Source organism: Sphingobium sp. TomTYG73 (assembly GCF_055394245.1).
Map to the genome: position 1 here is coordinate 2,314,483 of NZ_AP027339.1, position 19,493 is coordinate 2,333,975.

Annotated in this window: 16 protein-coding genes; 9 read left to right on the forward strand and 7 right to left on the reverse strand. The window is 65.1% G+C overall.

Annotated features, from left to right (window positions below; translation table 11 throughout):
- Positions 1 to 2: 2 nt before the first annotated feature.
- The 4 genes from smc to ACZ5TH_RS11670 form a co-directional block, all read right to left on the reverse strand.
- Complete coding sequence (smc, locus tag ACZ5TH_RS11655) at positions 3 to 3,443, reverse strand: chromosome segregation protein SMC (RefSeq protein WP_464794014.1); 3,441 nt, start codon at positions 3,441 to 3,443, stop codon at positions 3 to 5.
- 92 nt (positions 3,444 to 3,535) lie between these two features.
- Positions 3,536 to 4,270, reverse strand: coding sequence for a thioredoxin domain-containing protein (locus ACZ5TH_RS11660; RefSeq protein ID WP_449470648.1), 735 nt, complete (start codon positions 4,268 to 4,270; stop codon positions 3,536 to 3,538).
- 45 nt (positions 4,271 to 4,315) lie between these two features.
- Positions 4,316 to 4,996 (reverse strand): thioredoxin domain-containing protein, encoded by a 681-nt coding sequence (locus ACZ5TH_RS11665; RefSeq protein WP_464794015.1) that lies wholly within the window; start codon positions 4,994 to 4,996, stop codon positions 4,316 to 4,318.
- A 45-nt stretch (positions 4,997 to 5,041) separates the two neighbouring features.
- On the reverse strand, positions 5,042 to 5,584 hold the full coding sequence (locus ACZ5TH_RS11670) for a DUF721 domain-containing protein (RefSeq protein WP_196224990.1): 543 nt from the start codon (positions 5,582 to 5,584) through the stop codon (positions 5,042 to 5,044).
- A gap of 26 nt (positions 5,585 to 5,610) precedes the next feature.
- Between ACZ5TH_RS11670 and mutY the strand changes: the two genes are divergently transcribed.
- Genes mutY through ACZ5TH_RS11690 form a run of 4 tightly spaced genes read left to right on the forward strand, consistent with a single transcriptional unit; the run spans position 5,611 to position 9,770 of the window.
- On the forward strand, positions 5,611 to 6,669 hold the full coding sequence (gene mutY, locus ACZ5TH_RS11675) for an A/G-specific adenine glycosylase (protein ID WP_464794016.1): 1,059 nt from the start codon (positions 5,611 to 5,613) through the stop codon (positions 6,667 to 6,669).
- Between the two features lie 15 nt (positions 6,670 to 6,684).
- Positions 6,685 to 7,587, forward strand: a complete 903-nt coding sequence (nudC, locus tag ACZ5TH_RS11680) for an NAD(+) diphosphatase (RefSeq protein ID WP_464794017.1) — start codon at positions 6,685 to 6,687, stop codon at positions 7,585 to 7,587.
- A 40-nt stretch (positions 7,588 to 7,627) separates the two neighbouring features.
- Complete coding sequence (locus ACZ5TH_RS11685) at positions 7,628 to 8,974, forward strand: TldD/PmbA family protein (protein WP_464795107.1); 1,347 nt, start codon at positions 7,628 to 7,630, stop codon at positions 8,972 to 8,974.
- Positions 8,961 to 9,770 (forward strand): 3'(2'),5'-bisphosphate nucleotidase CysQ, encoded by an 810-nt coding sequence (locus tag ACZ5TH_RS11690; protein ID WP_464794018.1) that lies wholly within the window; start codon positions 8,961 to 8,963, stop codon positions 9,768 to 9,770. The genes ACZ5TH_RS11685 and ACZ5TH_RS11690 overlap by 14 nt, the downstream gene beginning before the upstream one ends.
- A gap of 32 nt (positions 9,771 to 9,802) precedes the next feature.
- On the opposite strand, the gene ACZ5TH_RS11695 is transcribed toward ACZ5TH_RS11690, so the two are convergent.
- A complete protein-coding gene (locus tag ACZ5TH_RS11695) occupies positions 9,803 to 10,528 on the reverse strand; it encodes a GDSL-type esterase/lipase family protein (protein WP_464794019.1) in 726 nt (241 codons plus the stop codon).
- Positions 10,529 to 10,642: 114 nt separating this feature from the next.
- On the opposite strand from ACZ5TH_RS11695, the gene ACZ5TH_RS11700 reads away from it, so the two are divergent.
- Complete coding sequence (locus ACZ5TH_RS11700) at positions 10,643 to 11,602, forward strand: acyltransferase family protein (protein WP_464794020.1); 960 nt, start codon at positions 10,643 to 10,645, stop codon at positions 11,600 to 11,602.
- On the opposite strand, the gene ACZ5TH_RS11705 is transcribed toward ACZ5TH_RS11700, so the two are convergent.
- Together ACZ5TH_RS11705 and purD are read right to left on the reverse strand one after the other, a co-directional pair.
- Positions 11,599 to 12,108 carry a hypothetical protein gene (locus tag ACZ5TH_RS11705; protein WP_464794021.1) on the reverse strand — a complete coding sequence of 170 codons (510 nt, stop codon included), beginning with the start codon at positions 12,106 to 12,108 and terminating at the stop codon, positions 11,599 to 11,601. The genes ACZ5TH_RS11700 and ACZ5TH_RS11705 overlap by 4 nt on opposite strands.
- A 78-nt stretch (positions 12,109 to 12,186) precedes the next feature.
- Complete coding sequence (purD, locus tag ACZ5TH_RS11710; protein WP_464794022.1) at positions 12,187 to 13,464, reverse strand: phosphoribosylamine--glycine ligase; 1,278 nt, start codon at positions 13,462 to 13,464, stop codon at positions 12,187 to 12,189.
- Positions 13,465 to 13,471: 7 nt separating this feature from the next.
- Between purD and xseA the strand changes: the two genes are divergently transcribed.
- From xseA to ACZ5TH_RS11730, 4 genes are all read left to right on the forward strand, one after another.
- On the forward strand, positions 13,472 to 14,977 hold the full coding sequence (gene xseA / locus ACZ5TH_RS11715) for an exodeoxyribonuclease VII large subunit (protein ID WP_464794023.1): 1,506 nt from the start codon (positions 13,472 to 13,474) through the stop codon (positions 14,975 to 14,977).
- A gap of 33 nt (positions 14,978 to 15,010) precedes the next feature.
- A complete protein-coding gene (locus tag ACZ5TH_RS11720) occupies positions 15,011 to 15,223 on the forward strand; it encodes a DUF2093 domain-containing protein (RefSeq protein WP_449470660.1) in 213 nt (70 codons plus the stop codon).
- Positions 15,220 to 16,059, forward strand: coding sequence for a M23 family metallopeptidase (locus ACZ5TH_RS11725; RefSeq protein WP_464794024.1), 840 nt, complete (start codon positions 15,220 to 15,222; stop codon positions 16,057 to 16,059). The genes ACZ5TH_RS11720 and ACZ5TH_RS11725 overlap by 4 nt, the downstream gene beginning before the upstream one ends.
- Positions 16,060 to 16,377: 318 nt before the next feature.
- On the forward strand, positions 16,378 to 19,449 hold the full coding sequence (locus tag ACZ5TH_RS11730) for a TonB-dependent receptor plug domain-containing protein (protein ID WP_464794025.1): 3,072 nt from the start codon (positions 16,378 to 16,380) through the stop codon (positions 19,447 to 19,449).
- Positions 19,450 to 19,493 lie beyond the last annotated feature (44 nt).

The following is a 19,493-nucleotide window of genomic DNA, read 5'->3' on the forward strand; positions in this document are numbered from 1 at the left end:
TCCTATTCTGCCGCCAGCAACGCTTCCGCGCCGCCAAGATTGACGGAAACGAGGCGGCTCACCCCGCGCTCCACCATCGTGACACCGAACAGCCGGTGCATGCGCGCCATCGTCACCGCATTATGGCTGACGATCAGATATCGCGTGTCGGTCTGCCCGACCATGACATCGAGGAGGTCGCAGAAACGCTCGACATTGGCATCGTCCAGCGGCGCGTCGACCTCATCCAGCACGCAGATCGGCGCCGGGTTGGTCAGGAACAGGCCAAAAATCAGCGCGACGGCGGTTAGCGCCTGCTCGCCCCCCGAAAGCAGCGTCAGCGCAGCCAGCTTCTTGCCCGGCGGCTGCGCCATGATCTCCAGCCCCGCCTCCAGCGGATCGTCGCTGTCGATCAGTTCCAGATGCGCCTGTCCGCCATTGAACAACGTCGTGAACAGCCGCCGGAAATGCCCATCGACCGCCTCGAACGCCGCCAATAGCCGCTGCCGCCCTTCACGATTGAGGCTGCCGATCGACCCACGCAGCCGGTTGATCGCCTGGCTCAGCTCCTCGCTTTCGGCCCGGCTCGTCGCCTGCGTCGTTTCCAGCTCCTCCAGCTCCTGCGCCGCCACCAGATTGACCGGCCCGATCCGCTCGCGCTCGGCGGCAAGGCGGTCATGTTCACCCTGCTCGCTCTGCGCGATCCTTATGTCGGCACTGGCAAAGCCGAGCTTCTCGGGCAGCACGGGGGGCGGACACTCAAAGCGTTCGCCCGACAAGCGGTTGGTCTCGACCCGCTTCTCCTCGGCTGCCTCGGCTCGCGCGGCGGCAGTCGCACGCCGTTCGCGCGCCTGCGCCAGCGCCTCGCCTGTTTGCGCGGCCCGTTCCTCGGCGACGCGCAGCGCTGCCTCGGCCTCGCTCTCCGCCCGCCGTGCCGCTTCCGCTGCGTCGGCCAGCCCAGCGCCCTGTTCGGACAAGGCAGCGATTGCCGTCGCCAGCGTGTCGGGCTGTTGCGCCAGTCCATCGCGCTCGGATGCGATCGCCTCGCCGCGCTCCACCATGGCGGCTATCCGCTTCGCCGCTTCGCCCGCCCGTGCACGCCAGCCCTTGGCTTCCGCGTCAGCCGCAGCCATGCGTTCACGATCGCTCGCCAAAGCGCGGTCGGCCAGGGCCTGATCCGCCTGCAATTGGCTCACAGCCATGCGCGCCTTTTCGCTCGCCTGCGACAACGATGCCACCAGCGTCCGCGTCCCGGCCCCGTCCGGCACCGCCGCGCGGGCTACGTCCACCTTGTCATGCTCGGCCCGGGCAGTGCCCAGATCAGCGCGTGCTTCGGCAAGTCTTTCCTCGATCGCCTCACGCCGCCCGGAAAGCCGCTCCAGCGCCGTAGCCGCTTCGTCGGCAGCACGAAGCGCGGTGCGCAACCGCTGGTCGGCCGCGCCAAGCTGCGTCCTCGCAGCCCCCAGTGCCTCGGCCGCCGCCCGTTCTTCACCAGCCGCGCTATCCTGCGCGGCGCGTGCCGCCTCGACCTCCGCTTCGGCCGCCGGTCGTGCCGCCGCGATCGCTTCCAGCCGATTGAGCCGGATCAGCCGTTCGGCCGCCGCCGCGCCGCCCTCGGCCGCGACATAGCCGTCCCAGCGCCGCAGCTGACCATCCTTGGTCACCAGCCGCTGCCCCACCGCCAGCGTCTGTCCATCATCCGTTTCGGCGACGGCGACCTGCGCAAGCCGCCGCGCCAGTTCCGCAGGCGCGCGCACATGATCTGCCAGCGAAGCGCATCCAGCGGGCAGGGCTGGATCGCTCTCCAGCGCCGCCGCCCCAGTCCAACGCCGCGTGCCCTGCGTGCCGACCGGCGCCTCCAAGTCATCGCCCAGCGCGGCGGCCAGCGCCCGCTCAAATCCCGGCGCGGCCTTCAACTGGTCCAGTGCCCGTTCGCGCCCGCTTCCGCTCTCGACCGCCCGCTTGAGCGCCGCCGCCTCGCTATCCAGCGCCGCCAGTCCCGCCCGTGCGGAGGATAGCGCCGCTTCGGCCGTCGCGCGCGCTTCGGCTGCCGCCTGCCGCGCCGTTTCAGCTTGCCCGATCGCCGCCTCGGCCGCATCGCGCTCCGATCCAGCCGTCGCCTGTGCCGCCAGCGCCTCGCTTCGTTTCGCCTCCAGCGGCGCCGCATCGGGCAGGGCGCCCGCTTCCGCTTCCAGCCGCGTGGCTTCCCGCTCCGCCCGTTCCAAACGGCTCCGCGCCGCCGCCAACGCCGCTTCGGCTACGCGCAATTCGGCCTGCTCGCCCGCCTGCCGCGCCATCGCCTTGGCGAGGTCCAGCTCGGCATCGCGCGCAGCATCCTCTGCCCGCGCGATCCGCCCGGCAAAGTCAGGCCGCATTGCCTCAGTCTCGGTAGTCCGTTCCTTCAGAACAGAAATCTCGGCCGAAAGCCGCGCAATCGCCTCGGCCGCATCGTTGGCTAGCGTGCCCTCACGCGCCCGGTCCTCTTCCAGCCGCTCGGCCTGTTGCGCCAGATCATGCAGCCGCCGCACCACCCCATCGCGCTCAGTCCTCAGCGCCGCGAGCCGATGCCCCGCCTCGTTCGCCTCGTCTCGCGCGGCCTGCGCCGCCGTCCGTCTGGACGCCAGCGCATCCACTGCCGCATTGGCATGAACCGCCGCCGCCGCCTGCGCCTCCTGCGCCGCGCCAACGGCGCCCTCCGCCTCCGCCGCTTCCTTACGAGCGGCATCCGCACTCGCCGCAGCCTCGCGCCAGCGGGCGAAGATCACGCGCCCTTCGGCGACCCTGATCTGCTCGGACAGCTTGATATAGCGCTCGGCCGCCTTGGCCTGCCGCCGCAGGCTGCTGGCCCGCGCTTCCATGTCGGTCAGTATCTCGTCCAGCCGCACCAGATTGGCCTCGGCCGCGCGTAGCTTCTGCTCGGCATCCTTGCGCCGGACGTGCAGCCCGGAAATCCCCGCCGCTTCCTCCAGCATCGCGCGCCGTTCCTGCGGCCGCGCGGCGATGACGGCGGCGATCCGCCCCTGGCTCACCAGCGCCGGGCTATGCGGCCCCGTCGCGGCGTCGGCAAATACCAGCGCGATATCCTTCGCCCGCACGTCGCGGCCATTGGCCCTGTAGGCGCTCCCCGCACCGCGTTCGATCCGGCGGATAACTTCCAGTTCGCCGTCCGCGCCCACTTCGACCGCGTTGAACAGCTCACCCTGCTCCTGCACCGTTTGCAGCGACACTTCGGCAAAGTCGCGTTGCGGCCGGGTGGATGTGCCTGCGAAGATCACATCTTCCATGCCGCCGCCGCGCATCGACTTGGCGCTGGATTCTCCCATCACCCAGCGGATCGCTTCCAGCAGGTTGGACTTGCCGCAGCCATTAGGCCCGACAATCCCGGTCAGGCCGGGCTCGATGCGCAGCTCCGTCGGATCGACGAAGCTTTTGAAACCCGAAAGCTTGAGGCGCTTTATCTGCATGGCCAGCCGCCGGGCCAATTGCCGGGGCAGCGTGATGCTGCCCCGCCTTCAGCGGGCAAACTCATCGCAAATGTCCGCCCCCCTTGAGCCAATCAGATACCCGCTTCCTTGAGCTTGGGCTGCAATGTCGCCCAGGTTGCGACATTGTCGATCTTCACATCATTCAGGATGAAGGTCGGCGTGCCCTCGATCTTATATTGATTGTTCGCCGCCTCGACGCCCTTGGCCAGCTTTTCGGCGGCGGCGGTATCGGCCAGGCACTGCTTGGCCTTATCCTCGGCAATCCCACGCTGCTTGGCGAAGTCGACCAGCCCCACGGCGGCGGCCAGATTGCCGAAACGCTGCGCAGGCGGTGCGCTCATCAACGCCTGATATTTGGCGTCGCCCAGCGACTGCGCCTTTTCGAACATCGCATTCTGGTTGGCGAAGAACTGCTCGCTCAGCGGATAGAAGACGTCCTTGCCGCCGCAACGGGCCAGCAGCGACGTGGAAATGTCGATCGGGTCGCGCACGAAGTTGCGGAACTCGAAGCTCATCTTTCCGGTGTCCACGATCTTGCGGATCTCCTCCGAAGCCTCCGCCGAAAAATCGCGGCAATGGCTGCAGGTATAGGACCCATATTCGATCAGCTTCACCTTTGCCTGCGGGTTGCCCATGACGAATCCGCCTTCGGGGGTCTGCGTCACTGTGGCGGACCAGCTGGTCCCGGCAGGGGCAGCAACAGCAGCGACCGGTTCTGCGGACGAGTTGCTGGCCGCGTCCTTTTTCCCGCAGGCGGAAAGAGACAGCGAGAGGGCGATAAGGGCAAGTCCGGTAATGGCTTTCACTGTGTGCAGGCTCCGTTGCTCGGGCATCAGGATCAGGGGTTTAGTTTACTGCGCGGCGGCGGGCAATGCATCGCGCAAGCTGGCCCAGCTCGACCCGTCCACGCGCGTCCCGTTGATAGTGAAGCTAGGCGTGCCGCCAATCTTCACCTTGTTCCATGCTTCGTCGGTCATCGCCAATATTTGCTTCATCGCCGCTGGATTGGCGATGCAGGCGTCAAGCTGCGCAGGCGTGAACCCGCGCTTGCCCATCAATGTGTAAAGGCCCGTGTTGCGCCCAATGTCGCGCAACAGGGCGATCTGTTCGGATGGTTTGGCCGCGCCACGGTCATAGGCCTGCAGCTGCTCCATCCAGGCGTCCTGATTTGCAAACAGCGCCTCATGATTGCCAAAAAAGCGTTTAGGGCCGCCGCATCGCGCCAGCAACGCGGCTGTCAGGTCATATTTGTCGCGCACCGCATTACGCGCTTCCACGCTCACCTGGCCGCCCTTCACATAGTCTGCTTTCAGCGGCGCGCTCGCCTCGCCCACGAAATGGGCGCAGTGCGAACAAGTATAGCTCACATATTCGACCAGCTTGGTCGGAGCGGCCGGGTTGCCCATCACATGTCCCCCAATGGGCGACAGCGCGACCCGTGTCGTCCAGTTGACGGCGGGCGCGGCGATCAGCGTGCCGGGGAGGGTGATCAACGCGAAGAGGCCAAGGATTAGCAAGCGCGATTTCGTCATGCGTTCTTCCAGTGAAGGGCCGCCCCTGTACGGCAATTGAATGATTCAGCTGATTTTCGGCAAACCATTGGAATTGACAAGCCCTTGGGCCAGCGATTCCAGAACGGCGCGCAATTCCGGGTCGCCAATATCGCGCAGCGAATCGCCAAGTTCCACCGGCACCGGCCGCAAATTACGCGGCGGCGGGCGGCGTTCGGGCGTGGAACCGCGCACCTCGCCCTGCTTCATCGCGACCTTCGCCACGGCGGCATAGCCAAAGAAGCGGTTCACCCGATCGATGATGTCGGGCAGCACATGCTGGATCATCGGCGCATGGCCGCTCATCACCGTCAGTTGCAGCGTCCCGCCTGCTTTCTTGCCTACCGGAAAGCGGATCGATTCGGGGGCGGAAATCTCCGCATAATGTTGCCCAACAATCTCGGCCCAGCGCGTGACGATGCTCGACTGCACAAAGCCGAACTTGCGGAAAGCGGCAGCGCCGATCTGCGGCATCAGGTCAGCAATCTGGCGCGGGCCGCCGACGCGAGGCCGTTCGGCCGCTGCCTGGGCACGGCTTTTCAATTTGGGTGTCGCGGGCCGTTCCGTCATGCTCCGCTTAATGGCATAGGGCGGCCATGGACGTCGAGCGGAACCTCATGAAAATCGCAGCAGATCTGCTCGGACATTATGACGTCCATGCCCGTCGCCTGCCCTGGCGCGCCCCGCCGGGCGCCAATGCGGCGGACCCCTATCGCGTGTGGCTGTCCGAAGTCATGCTTCAGCAAACCACGGTCGCCGCCGTCGGCCCCTATTTCACGAAGTTCACCGATCGCTGGCCGACAGTAGAAGCACTCGCCGCAGCCCAGGACGCAGACGTCATGGCAGCGTGGGCGGGCCTTGGCTATTATGCCCGCGCCCGCAATCTGCTTGCCTGCGCCCGCGCCGTGGCGAGCCAGCACGGCGGTGAGTTCCCCGATACAGAAGCGGGACTGCGCGCCCTCTCCGGCGTCGGTGCCTATACTGCTGCCGCCGTCGCCGCCATCGCGTTCGGCCGCCGCGCCGTGGTGGTCGACGCCAATGTCGAGCGCGTGGTCTCCCGCCTGTTCGCCATCGACACGCCGCTGCCCGCTGCCCGCCCCGCCATCCGCGTTGCTGCGGACAGCATCACCCCCGATGCCCGCGCTGGCGATTTCGCGCAGGCGATGATGGACCTTGGCGCGACCATCTGCACATCTCGCAACCCCGCCTGCGGCATCTGCCCGCTGCGGCAGGACTGCGCGGCCTTTCGCACGGCCGATCCCGCCGCCTTTCCGGTCAAGGCCGCGAAGAAGGCGAAACCGCACCGCCTCGGCCACAGCTGGTGGATCGAGCGGGCGGACGGCCATGTCTGGTTAATCCGCCGCCCGGCCAAGGGCCTGCTCGGCGGCATGCGCGCGCTTCCTTCCTCCCATTGGAGCGCCACGCCCGACGCCACTCCGCCGCTTGCGGCAATCTGGAAGGCGCTGCCGGAACCCGTTGTCCATGTCTTCACCCATTTCTCGCTGGCCTTGACGGTTCATGTCGCCCATGTGGCAGAGGAAAGCATGCCAACGGGTGAGGGCGAATGGTGGCCGCTCCCCCGCATCGGGGAGGCGGGCCTGCCCACCCTGTTCCGCCGCGCCGCCGAGGCAGCAATGAAGGCCAAGCAGCAATGAAGGAGAGCGAATCTCATGTCCCCTGACCAGCTTGGCTATGCTGGCGGCCGCCTCGATCGCGCCGATCATATCCGGATGAAGCCGGACCTTGTGGCGCAGGCGCTTGCCTCGCCCGATGCCCGCTGTCTCGTCCTCGATGGCCTCGACCCGGTCACGCAGGACGGCCATCTGCTCATGGAGCCGCTGCCTGCCGATGCTAAGGTGGAGGAGCATCTGCTACTTGGCATAGACGAAGCGCAGCGCCCGATCTTCGCCCGCCTTACCGAGGAAAGCGGCACGAACTTCGTCCCCAGCGCCCGCAGCCGCGCCATCGTTACCGAAGTGCCCGCCGACGAAGTCGCGCTCTATGGCGCGGCGCGCAGCCTCGTCCACTGGCATGGCCGCCATCCCTTTTGCTCCGTCTGCGGATCGCGCACCCGTCCGGAAAAGGCAGGCTGGGCGCGCCGCTGCTGCTCTTGCGATGCGGAACATTTTCCCCGCGTCGATCCGGTCGTCATCATGCTCGCCGAACATGACGGCCGGGTGCTGGTCGGACGGCAGCATAGCTGGCCGCAGGGATTCTATTCCGCCCTCGCCGGTTTCGTGGAGCCGGGTGAAACCCTCGAGGAAGCCGTCGCGCGGGAAATCAAGGAGGAAGCGGGCGTTACCGTCTATTCCGTCCGCTATGTGATGAGCCAGCCATGGCCCTTCCCCTCCTCGCTGATGATCGCCTGCATCGCGCAGGCTGACGACGATGCGCTGACGCTGGACGAGACCGAAATTCAGCATGCCCTCTGGTGTGACGCAGCCGGGGTCCGAGCGGCGCTGGCAGGGGATGCAGACGCGCTCTTCACCTCGCCTCCTCCAATGGCCGTTGCCCACCATCTCCTCAAACACTGGGCCGATGCGCAGGTTGCCCAGCCGGGTTCAAGCGCGTAAGGCCCATGGCCTCACCCCTCAGCAGGAACGCCCCGCACCCATGCTCAGCCTCGAAGAAGCCCAGTCGCGCGCGCAGGATCTGGTGACGGCGGCTCGCAGGGCCGGGGCGGACGCGGCCGACGCCATCTATGCCTGCAATGCCTCGACCACGGTCGCGGTGCGCCTTGGCGCGCTGGAGGATGTGGAGCGATCGGAAGGCGAGGAAATCGGTCTGCGCGTCTTCGTTGGCCAGCGCTCCGCCAGCATCGCCGCGTCGGACATGAATCCCGCGACCTTGAGCACGCTGGTCGATCGTTCGATCGCCATGGCGCGGGAGGCGCCGGAAGATCCCTATGCGGGTCTTGCGCCCGAAGACCGGCTGCTGCGGGGCGCTTTGCCTGCACTGGACCTTGCCGATCCGAGTGAGCCTGAACCCGCGAAGCTGCGCGAGCGCGCCCTGGCTGTCGAGGAAACCGCCCGAGCCATCGCAGGCGTTACCAACAGCGAAGGCGGCGGCGCATCCAACGGCCGCAGCCAGGTCGCGCTCGCCACCAGCCACGGCTTTGCCGGTGCCTATGCGGGCACCAGCCATTCGACCTGGGCCAGCGTCCTTGCGGGCACCGGCGCGGACATGCAGCGGGACCATGCCAGCCACAGCGTCCGCCATCTGGTAGATCTCGATGATGCCGCGACGATCGGCGCCCGCGCGGGGGAGCGCGCCGTTGCCCGCCTCAACCCCGCCAAACTCGAAAGCGGCGTCCTTCCCATCCTGTTCGATCCGCGCATCGGTTCCAGCCTGCTCGGCCATCTGATCGGCGGCATGGTCGGCCCGGCCATCGCCCGGCGATCGAGCTTCTTGCTCGATTCCCTCGGGGAGAAGCTGTTCGACAGCGCCATCACCATCATCGACGATCCGCTCCGTCCACGCGGGATGCGCTCGCGCCCCTTCGACGGAGAGGGGCTGCCGGTCGCCCGTCGTGCCCTGATCGATGCGGGCGTGCTGACCGGCTGGCTGATGGAAAGCGCTTCCGCCCGCCAGCTTGGCCTCCAGCCCACCGGCCATGCCAGCCGGGGCGGCAGCGGTGCGCCCGGCGCAGGCGTCACCAATGTGCATATGGAACCGGGTGACATCTCTCCCGCCGCCCTGATGGCGGACATAAAGCGCGGCCTCTACGTCACCGAACTGATCGGCATGGGCGTGAACGGCGTTACCGGCGATTATAGCCGGGGAGCCGCCGGTTTCCTGATCGAGGATGGTGTGATCACCCGCCCGGTCTCGGAAATCACCATCGCCAGCCATTTGAAGGACATGTTCCGCGCCCTCGTTCCCGCGAACGACCTTGTATTCCGCTATGGCATGAACGTGCCCACGATCCGCATTGACGGGATGACCGTTGCCGGGGGCTGAGATCGATCTGCGCGCGCTCGTCGGCGCGGTATCGGACGCGGCCGACCGAGCGCTTACCCTCTGGGCGGGCGGCCAGACGCAGGTGCGCCAATGGGAAAAGGTCCCCGGCCATCCTGTGTGCGAGGCGGACCTCGAAATTGACGAGATGCTCCGCCAGAGCCTCAGCGTCATCGACCCCACCGCCGGATGGCTGTCGGAGGAAACCGCCGACACCGTCCATCGCCTGGACCTCGATCGCGTCTGGGTGGTCGATCCGATCGACGGCACCCGCGACTATCTGCGCGGCCGCCCCGGCTGGTCCGTGTCGGTCGCGCTGGTCGAACATGGCGCGGTGCGCATAGGCATTCTCGCCGCCCCTGCGCGCAACGAGTTGTGGATTGCAAGGGCAGGGGAGGGCGCGACCCGCAACGGTCGCACGCTTTCCGCAGGCACCCGCGCCGTCCTGCCCGGTGCCCGCGTCCCCGCCGACCAGCTCCCTCGCTACGACCGCGACCTCGTCACCGTCCACAAGCCCAACAGCATCGCGCTCCGCATGGCGATGGTCGCCGCCGACGAGGCGGACATCGTCGCCACCGTCCGCTGGGGCAATGAATGGGACGTCGCCGCCGCCGCCCTGATCGCGCAGGAAGCCGGAGCAACCGTCACCGACGCGCTCGGCGTTCCCCTGTCCTTCAACCGCCCGGATCCCACCGCCTTCGGCCTGCTATGCACAGCCCCCGGCATCCACGAAGCCGCGACGCAGCGTCTCGCCCCCCGCGCCCGCGAACTGCTGCGCGATCAGAGCATCGTCCGTTAAACTGCCTCCGTTCGGGCTCAGGGAGAACCGGTTTAAAACGGCGTTCCCGGATCGCAGCGTTTCACCACTCCCGCAGGCAACGCTTCACGCAGCCGTTGGCGCACCACCCGTGCCCAGATATGATAGCCCGCCGGGTTCATATGGACGCCATCGGGCCGGTAATTATCGCCCGTCCTGCCATTGGTAAGCAGCGGCGAGGTAATATCGACATAATAGGCCTGCCGCATCCAAGGCAGGAGCCGCTGGGCCGCTGCATTATACAATTGCTGCGCCGGGAAGTGAGTCCAGCGGCCAGGGCTCGGCTTCATCGACAGCACCAGCACGGGCACATCGCCCAATATCTGGCGGCGCAGTTCCAGAAAGGCGGCCAGGTTGCGCACCACCATCCGGACCGGCACGTCGCGCGCAATGTCATTTTCGCCAGCGTAGAGGATGATCGCGGCGGGCCTTGCCTCACCTCGCACATTGGCGAAGCGCGGTACGATTTCGCCAAAGCCCGTATCGTCAATGCCGCGATTATAGGTGACCCACGGCGCCATGTCCCGTTCCAGGCTGGTCCAACGATGGATTGAGGAACTGCCGATGAACCAGAGCGCGCAGCGTTCCGCCCGGGGCGGCGCGTCGGGCAGACCGGCGCGCGCCTCGCGATAATGCTGAAAAGCAGCCCAGCCGCCGAAGATCAGGCAGAAGACAGCCACCGCCATCACCGCCTTTGCAGCCCGCGACTTTTCCAGCCGCTCAAGAGCGCCCATCCCCATCGAAAGTTATAGGTAGAGTATTTTTTGTGCCTGGAAAGCAGGAAAATAATCTGTGTTAACTAAGCGGCAAGGCTTGTGGCGGCATCGTTCCGACTGGGGCGTGCGGGAAATGTCGTGACGAAGAATCCATCGATCGACCTGGCCAAGGGCGTGCTTATGCTGCTCGTCATGGCTGGTCACGTCATGGAACTGGTCGGCGCTCATGGCCTTATTCTGTGGGTAGGATCGGGCTTTCGTATGCCGTTGATGCTTGGCATTTCCGGCTACCTCCTGAACGTCGCCCGCATTCGCGGCGGTGGTTTTACCGAACTCCTATCCCGTTATGGACGGCGCATGCTGCTGCCATGGTTCGTCGCGACCATTATCTATCTGATTTCCAGCCAATGGCTCATGTCATGGACCACGCCTTTCGACGTGCTGCTCCGTCCGCCTTTCCATCTCTGGTACGTCCCGGTCCTCTTCTTCCTCATCCTTATGACCTGGATGTTGCCCTTCTCGCCACTGATATTGCTCGCCCTCAGCGCGCCTTGCAGTCTGGCTGTCATGTATGCGTTCGGGCTGGGTCATGGCCCGATCTTCGATGGTCTCCTCGCGCCCGATAGCCGCTTTCTGCGCTACTCAGTCTATTTCTTCTTCGGGATGACGCTTGCGCAGACTGCTTTGCCGCGCCGTTTCCTTGCTCCCGCCCTGCTATTGTGCGGCCTGGGCCTAGCCTGGTGGTCCGGACTTTATCGCAGCGGTTGGGAATTGGCCTATGTGCCGGCACGCCTGCTGATGTGCCTCGGTCTCATCGCGCTGTTGCCGCTCACGACGGCGATCAGACTTGAAGTGCTTCCTTTAAACGCGATCGGCCGCAACAGCCTCTTTTTCTACCTTTGGCACCCACTGCTGATGGGATCGATGATCCTTACCGGGATTGGTCCCTTCGCAACGCTGGCGCTTTCCATCCTGCTGCTGGCGATCGGCAGCCGCTTTGCCGCACGCAACAGGCTTGCCGCGCTGTTGTTGGGAGCGAACCCAGTGAAGCAGCGCACCCAACAGGCTGCTCCCACACCAGCGCTCGCTTCGCCCTAAAGCTTGCCGTATTTCGCTTCGAACCCGGCAGTATCGCCAGCCGCCAGATATTTCGCCTGATCAACCCATTGGTCGCGCACCGGCCGACCCTTGAAAGTACCGAGCTTGGTATCGATCGCCGCGATGTCGGCTTCGCTCCAATTGGCGATTTGCGCATAGCGGGTCACGCCCAGCTCGATCAGCAGTTGATTGAGCTTGGGGCCGACCCCCTTCATCCTCAGCAGATTGTCATGCGCGTCCGATGTGGGCGCTACTGTCGAAACAGCTGCTACCGGCGATACCGGCGCGACTACCGGCTGAGGCTCCGCCGCGATCGTCGTGGGTGCAACGGTCACCGGCTCTGCGGCGGGTGCTACCGGCGGCTCTTGCCGTTCCACCACGGGGGCACGCTCGGCCGGGGCGTTGTCGATGGGCGTCTTGCGCCCCGACAGCAGGAACACGACGCCGATCAGGACCAGCAGCCCGATCAACAACCACAGGCCATAGTCCATGAAAAATTCCTGCATCACGCTCCCTCCCGTTTTTTTCAGGCTCTTATCTAAGGGCGCTGGCGCACGATCGGCAAGAGCCTGCGTTGGATGCCTTCAGCGCCCCTCGCGCTCCACTTCGCGCCAGCCAATATCGCCACGGCAAAATCCGGTCGGAAAGTCGATGGCATCCACCGCGCGATAGGCCGCCGCCTGCGCCTCGCCCACGCTGCTGCCGCTGGCCGTGACATTCAGCACCCGCCCACCATTGGCGACGAGCATGCCATCCTTGTCCGCTGTTCCTGCGTGGAAAACCCGCGCGCCACCAGCTTCCGCCGCTTCGATGCCGCCGATCGCGCCGCCCTTTTCCGGCGTGCCCGGATAGCCGTTCGCCGCCATCACTACCGTCAATGCGGTGCGGTCGGCCAGCTTTACCGGCCCCTGCTCCGCCAGCCGTTCCTGCGCCACCGCCAGCAGCAGTTCGACCAGATCGCCGTCGAAGCGCATCATCAGTACCTGGCATTCCGGATCGCCGAAACGCGCGTTATATTCGATCAGCTTCGGCCCCTCATCGGTCAGCATCAGTCCCGCATAAAGCACGCCCGAATAAGGCGTCCCCTCGGCGGCCAACGTTTCAACGGTCGGCCGGATGATCTTCTCGATCACTTCAGCTTCCAGCTCGGGCGTCAGCACCCGCGCCGGGCTATAAGCGCCCATCCCGCCGGTATTGGGGCCGGTATCGCCGTCACCCACCCGCTTATGGTCCTGCGCAGAGCCGAAGGGCAGGATGGCGCTGCCGTCGGTCAGAGCGAAGAAGCTCGCCTCCTCGCCCGTCATAAACTCTTCCAAGACTACTTCCGCGCCCGCCGCGCCAAATGCGCCGGAGAACATGTCCTCGATCGCTTCGACGGCCTGATCGCGCGTCTCCGCAATAATCACGCCCTTGCCCGCCGCGAGGCCATCGGCCTTGATCACCACCGGCAGGCCGAAATCGCCAAGCGCCGCGATCGCACCATCCTTGCTGTGGGTGCGCTCATAGGCGGCGGTCGGAATGTGCGCGCGCTTGCACAGATCCTTGGTAAATCCCTTGGACCCTTCCAGCTGGGCTGCCTTCTTGCCCGGCCCGAACACCGGATAGCCCTTGACCCGCAGATTGTCGGCCAGCCCATCGACCAGCGGCGCTTCCGGCCCGATCACCACCAGCCCGATCGCATGGCGCAGGCAGAAATCGACCACCGCGCGATGATCCGTGGCATCCAGGTCGACCAACGTCGCATGCTGGGCTATGCCGGGGTTGCCGGGCGCTGCATAAAGGGTCGTGAGGCTGGGCGATTGCGCCAGCTTCCAGGCCAAAGCATGTTCGCGGCCGCCGCTGCCCAACAAAAGGATGTTCATTTCGCCCATGTCCCCGGAATATGAAGCTGGTTTGGATGCATCGGGCCGCCTGTTAGCCGAGGAACGGGCGGGGGACAACGCGCCGCCGCTTTCGGTGAGCGAATTGTCGGCCATATTGAAGCGCACGGTCGAGGATCGCTTCGGCCATGTGCGCTTGCGCGGCGAGATTTCCGGGTTCAAGCGGGCGGCGTCAGGCCATCTCTATCTTTGCCTGAAGGATGATAATGCGGTCATCGACGGGGTGATGTGGAAGGGCGGGGCGCAGCGCCTGCCCTTCGCGCCGCAGGACGGGGTGGAGGTGATCGCCACCGGGAAGCTCACCACCTATCCCGGCCGCTCCAAATATCAGATCGTGATCGAGCGGATGGAGTTGGCGGGCGAGGGCGCGCTGATGGCGCTGCTCGAAAAGCTTAAAGCAAAGCTTGCTGCCGAAGGATTGTTCGACCGCGACCGGAAGCGTGCGCTGCCCTTCATGCCGCGTACCATCGGTGTCGTGACCTCTCCGACCGGCGCGGTGATCCGCGACATCCTCCACCGTCTGGAGGACCGCTGTCCCACCAATGTCCTGCTCTGGCCGGTGCTGGTGCAAGGGCAGGGGGCGGCAGAGCAAGTCGCCCGCGCCGTGCGCGGCTTTTCGGCCATGCAGCCTGGCGGCCCGCTGCCTCGTCCCGACCTCGTCATCGTCGCGCGCGGCGGTGGATCGGTTGAGGATCTATGGAGCTTCAACGAGGAAATCGTCGTCCGGGCCGTGGCGGAATGTTCGATCCCGATTATCTCAGCCGTTGGCCATGAAACCGACACGACGCTTTGCGACTATGCCGCCGACATGCGCGCGCCTACGCCGACCGCCGCTGCCGAAATGGCGGTGCCGGTGCGCGCCGATCTCATGGCGATGCTGACCGAACAGGGCCTGCGCATGAATCGCGCGGTGCGTCGCGGTGCCGCGCAGGCGCGCGAGCGGCTGGAGGTGCAGGCCCGGCTCATGCCCACCCCCGACATGCTGCTTGCGCCCCAGCGGCAGCGGCTCGACCAGTTGTCGGGTGATCTTGGCAATGGTCTGCGCCACCGTGTCGCGGACGCGCGCGCGCATCTGGGGCAAGCCAGCGGCGCGCTCCGTCCCGCGCTCCTGCACCAGCATCTGAGCCGCGCGAAGGAACGGCTGGACCGTCAGCGTCTGCGTCCCGATTATCTGACCCGCGTCTTTCACGACCGCGCCACCGCCTTCGACCGCCTGTCGCGCCTTTTTGTCTCGGTCAATCCCGACCTGCCACTCAAGCGCGGCTTCGCCCGCGTCATGGCGGGGGACCGCCTCGTCAGGACGGTCGATGAAGCCCGTGCGGCAGGCACGGTCTCGCTTCATTTCGACGATGGCGCGGTCGCGGCGACGGTGGAAGGCGGCCCGTCATCGCCAGCCCTTGAGAAGGCGCCGCCGCAAGCTATATCCCCTTCATCCCGCCCCTCCCGCAAACCGCAGGAGGGCGGCGAAACCCGCCAGCAGGACCTGTTCTCCTGATGTGCATGAATGTGAAAAAGGCCGCCTGATCCCATGCTGATGTCCAACCGCGATCGTCCGGCCCGCCTCCATTATATGGCCTACAGCTTCCGCGTGCTTCAGGCAGGCGACCATGTCGTTTGCGCCGTCACGGGCCAGCAGATTCCGCTCGACGACCTTCGCTATTGGAGCATCGCCCGCCAGGAACCCTATGCCAGCGCCGAAGCCTCGGCCCAGGCGGAGCTGAAGGCGCGCGGCCTGCGATGAAATGCTGGGCAGCCGCGCTTCTGCTGATAACCGGCAGCGTGGGCGCGGCGAGCAATCCGGCTCCCGTTCCCGCCGCCAGCATCACCCTTCACGGCGCCGCGCAGCAGGGCGGCACGCTCACCGGGACAGCGCCACCCGCGACGACGGAATTACGCCTCGACAATCAACTCGTCCGCGTCGATCCCGATGGCCGCTTCCTCATCGCCTTCGACCGTGACGCCGGGCCGCAGGCGCAGCTCACCGCCCGCCTCTCCGACGGTCGCATCATCAACCAGCCCATCAGCATCGCCTCACGCGCCTGGCGGATAGAGCGCGTCAACACGCCCCTCCGCCCGGTGCGCGACAATGAAGCCTTCCTCGCGTTGCGCCGCCCGGAACTGGCACAGATCGCCGCCGCCCGCGCGCAGGAAACCGGCGCCCAAGGCTGGCGCCAGCACTTCCTCTGGCCGCGCGTCGGTCGCATTTCCGGCCTGTTCGGATCGCAGCGCGTCTATCAGGGCGTACCCGGCGCCTATCATGGCGGCATCGATATCGCCGGGGCGACCGGCGATCCCGTTCTGGCGCCTGCTGACGGCGTGGTGACGCTGGCGGCCGATCACCCGTTCACGCTCGAGGGAAATCTGCTGATGATCGACCATGGCCATGGCCTCACCAGCGCCTTCCTTCACCTCTCCCGCATCGACGTGAAGCTCGGCCAGTCCATTCGTCAGGGTCAGAATATCGGCGCGATCGGCGCCACCGGCCGCGCCACTGGCCCGCACCTTCACTGGGGCTTGCGCTGGAACGAAGCGCGGATCGACCCGCTTCTGCTCACCGGACCAATGCCAGCAAACTGAACTGAGATGCATTTGCGCAACTTAGTGTAACCTGTGGCAATGACAGAGCATCAAAGTTCCGCCTGCCATAAATGACTGCAAATAAAGTTGTTAAACGAACGTAAAACCGCGCTTATCGCCTATGTGGCAAATTTACGACAGTGAAACAGCAAAGTGCGCTCCGCTCCCTAGCATTGCTTTACACGCATAAAACGACTGCGCAGACTATCGCACAGCACGGATGAAGAGGGGTTTGCTGTCGGGCTCCTAGGCCCCTCTCCATGCGTCGGTAACTAGGCGCAGGTTCGCTTGCGCCGCTCCAGAGCAAGGGACTGGACTGTGAAGAAAATCTCGAACAATGCGTGGCTGCGCAATAGCGCAGCGCTGCAGGCGCTCGCATGCGCGGGCGCCGGTTTCGCGGCGCTCGCCGCTCCTGCCTTTGCGCAGGACACTCCGGCTGGCACCGTGGCCGAAGAACCTCAAGCGACCATCGTGGTCACCGGCTCCATCCTACGGCAGGACGTGAACAACACGCCTTCGCCGATCTCAGTCCTGACGTCCGAGTCGCTTGAACAGCGCGGCATCCAGACCACGCAGGAAGCGCTTCAGCGCATATCGTCCAACAATGGCGCCGCGCTCACCAACAGCTTTTCGGCGAACGGAGCCTTTGCGGCTGGCGCGTCCGCAGTCTCTCTGCGCGGCCTGTCCACCAGCTCCACGCTTGTCCTTTTCGATGGCCAGCGCGCCGCCTATTATCCGCTGGCGGATGACGCGACGCGCAACTTTGTCGATCTTAACACCATCCCTGACGATATCGTCGATCGCGTTGAAGTGCTGCGAGACGGCGCATCGTCCACCTATGGCGCCGACGCCATCGCGGGCGTCATTAACGTCATCACCAAAAAGCAGTTCAAGGGTATCGGCGGTCGCATCGAAGGCGGCATCACCGAACGTGGCGATGGCGAAAACTACCGCGCCACCTTGACCGTAGGAACCGGCGACCTCAACCGCGACGGCTATAACATTTATGCCAGCGGCTTCTGGTATCGCCAGAACGCGCTCTACAATCGCGACCGGCCTTACCCCTATAATTCGCAGGATCAGTCGGGCATCTGCCGTGATGGCGTCTGCGGGCCGCAGGTCGGCCCCAATGGCGGCTCGATCAACCCGTCCAGCACGGGTTATGTCGGTTGGGCAGACGCCACCGGCACGAGCGACCGCCGCTCCTTCGCGACCACTTTCTTTGTTGCGCCAACCGATTCAACCAGCGCGCTTGACGATCCGCTCGGCCGCTATCAGATCCTCAACCCCGCCGCAGGCTGTATCGCTGGCGAGACTCCCTACACCCTGACCGCAGCCGAATTGGCCGATACCGATCAGAACGCCTTTGCGCCCAACACCGTCTGCCAAGGCGATCTGGTGCGTCAATATGGCGTTATCTCGCCCCGGATCGAACGTTTCGGCGGCGCATTGAAGGCGACAGTCGCCGTCACTGACGATATCGAAGCGTCCTTCACCGCCAACTATCTTCAGAGCAAGGTGAGCTACACCGGCGAACCGGCGACCATTCGCGCCAATGGCCCGGCGGGCATCGCGTTCCCCCGCTTCAGCACCTATAATAGCGGCCTGCCCAACGCTCCGGGCTCCTTCGCACTGGCGCTGCCGGTCTATGTCTGCCCGCTAGTCAACGGCCTGCCGCAGCCCAATTGCGACATCACCAACGGTACGCTGAACCCGAACAACCCCTTCGCAGCGCAGGGCCTGCAGGCCCGGATCATGGGCCGTATTCCCAACCTGACGGAATATAATGAAACGCTCAGCCGCACCTATCGTGGAGCCTTCTCGATCGCTGGGCCGATCACGGATAACTGGAACTTCGCGGCGGACATCGTCGGCATGGTGACCGACCTCACCCGCACGTCGAAGGGCTATGTCTACATCCAGAACCTGCTGAACGTGGTCGCCGACGGCAGCTATAATTTCGTCAATCCGCTGTCGAACAGCCAGTCGGTCCTGGATTATCTGTCGCCCGACAACATCACCAAGTCCAAGTCCGAACTTTATGCCGCCCAAGTCAGCTTCAACGGCACGCTGTTCGATCTACCCGCTGGCCCCGTCCAGCTTGGCTTTGGTGGTCAAATCCGTCTGGAATCGATCAACGCTCCCAGCGCCAACGACGACTTTGCAGGTCCGACCCAGCGCTATTTCATCCTCAATGCCTTCGGCACCAAGGGTGAGCGCGTCGTTCGGTCGGGCTTTGTCGAGTTGAGCGTCCCCGCTTTCGAAGGCTTCGAAGTCAACGCATCGGGCCGCTATGACAATTATAACAGCGGCCAGGACGCCTTCTCGCCCAAGGTCGGCTTCCGCTACAAGCCGTTCGACGCGCTGACGCTACGCGGCACCTGGTCGCGGGGCTTCCGCATCCCGAGCTTCGCAGAAGCTAACGCGCTGCCGACGACCGGCTTCGTCAACAATACGTCCGGCACATTCCCCGACTCTTATCTGGCGCAGTTCGGATGCAGCAAGGCCACCTTCGCCAGCTGCCCGACCTATCTCAATGCCAGCAGCTATGGCCAAACCCAGTTGGCCAGTCCCGACCTTGAACCGGAAAAATCGACCAGCTGGACGGCGGGCGTGATCTTCGAGCCCAGCCGCAACATCCGGCTGAGCGTCGACTATTATAATATCAAGAAGAAGGGAGCGATCATCCCCGCGCCTTATGGCCCGGCGCTGGCCGCCTATTATTCGGGTGCGGCGATCCCGGCGGGCTATAACATCATCGCGGATTCGCCAGATCCGCTGCATCCGGGCGCTCTGCCGCGCGTCGCCTATGTTCAGGCGCCGTTAATCAACGCCAACACGATCCGGTCGGAAGGTCTTGATTTCGCGGCGACCGGCCGGTTCGACTTCGGCGATGTGCGTCTCACCAGTTCGCTGGAGGCGACCTACATCATCAATCTCGACACCACATTCGCCGACGGCAGTGTCGAAAGCTATGAAGGTACGCTTGGCAACAACAGCCTGACCGCCGGATCTGGCACGCCCGAATGGCATGGCAGCTGGACCAACACGCTGGAATGGAAGCGCTGGACCCTTTCGGCGACGGCAGAATATTTCGGCGGCTACAATCTGTCGGCCGAAGACATCGAAGGTCCCGGCACGTCGGGTGATTGCGGCCTGCTCTCGCCGCAGTTCGTCAAGTGCGACGTAAAGCCCTATATCACCGTCGATCTCACCACCAGCTACAAGCTCAACGACAATTTCACGGTCTATCTGAACGTGCTCAATGTCTTTGACGATCTGCCGCCGATCGATCCGGTTACCTATGGCGCCAACAACTACAACCCGGTTCAGGGTGGCACCGGCATCTACGGCCGCGCCTACCGGCTGGGCGTGAAGGCCAACTTCTGATCTGAAGTCGTAACGCCAGGAAAAGGAAGAGGGCGCGTCCAAAA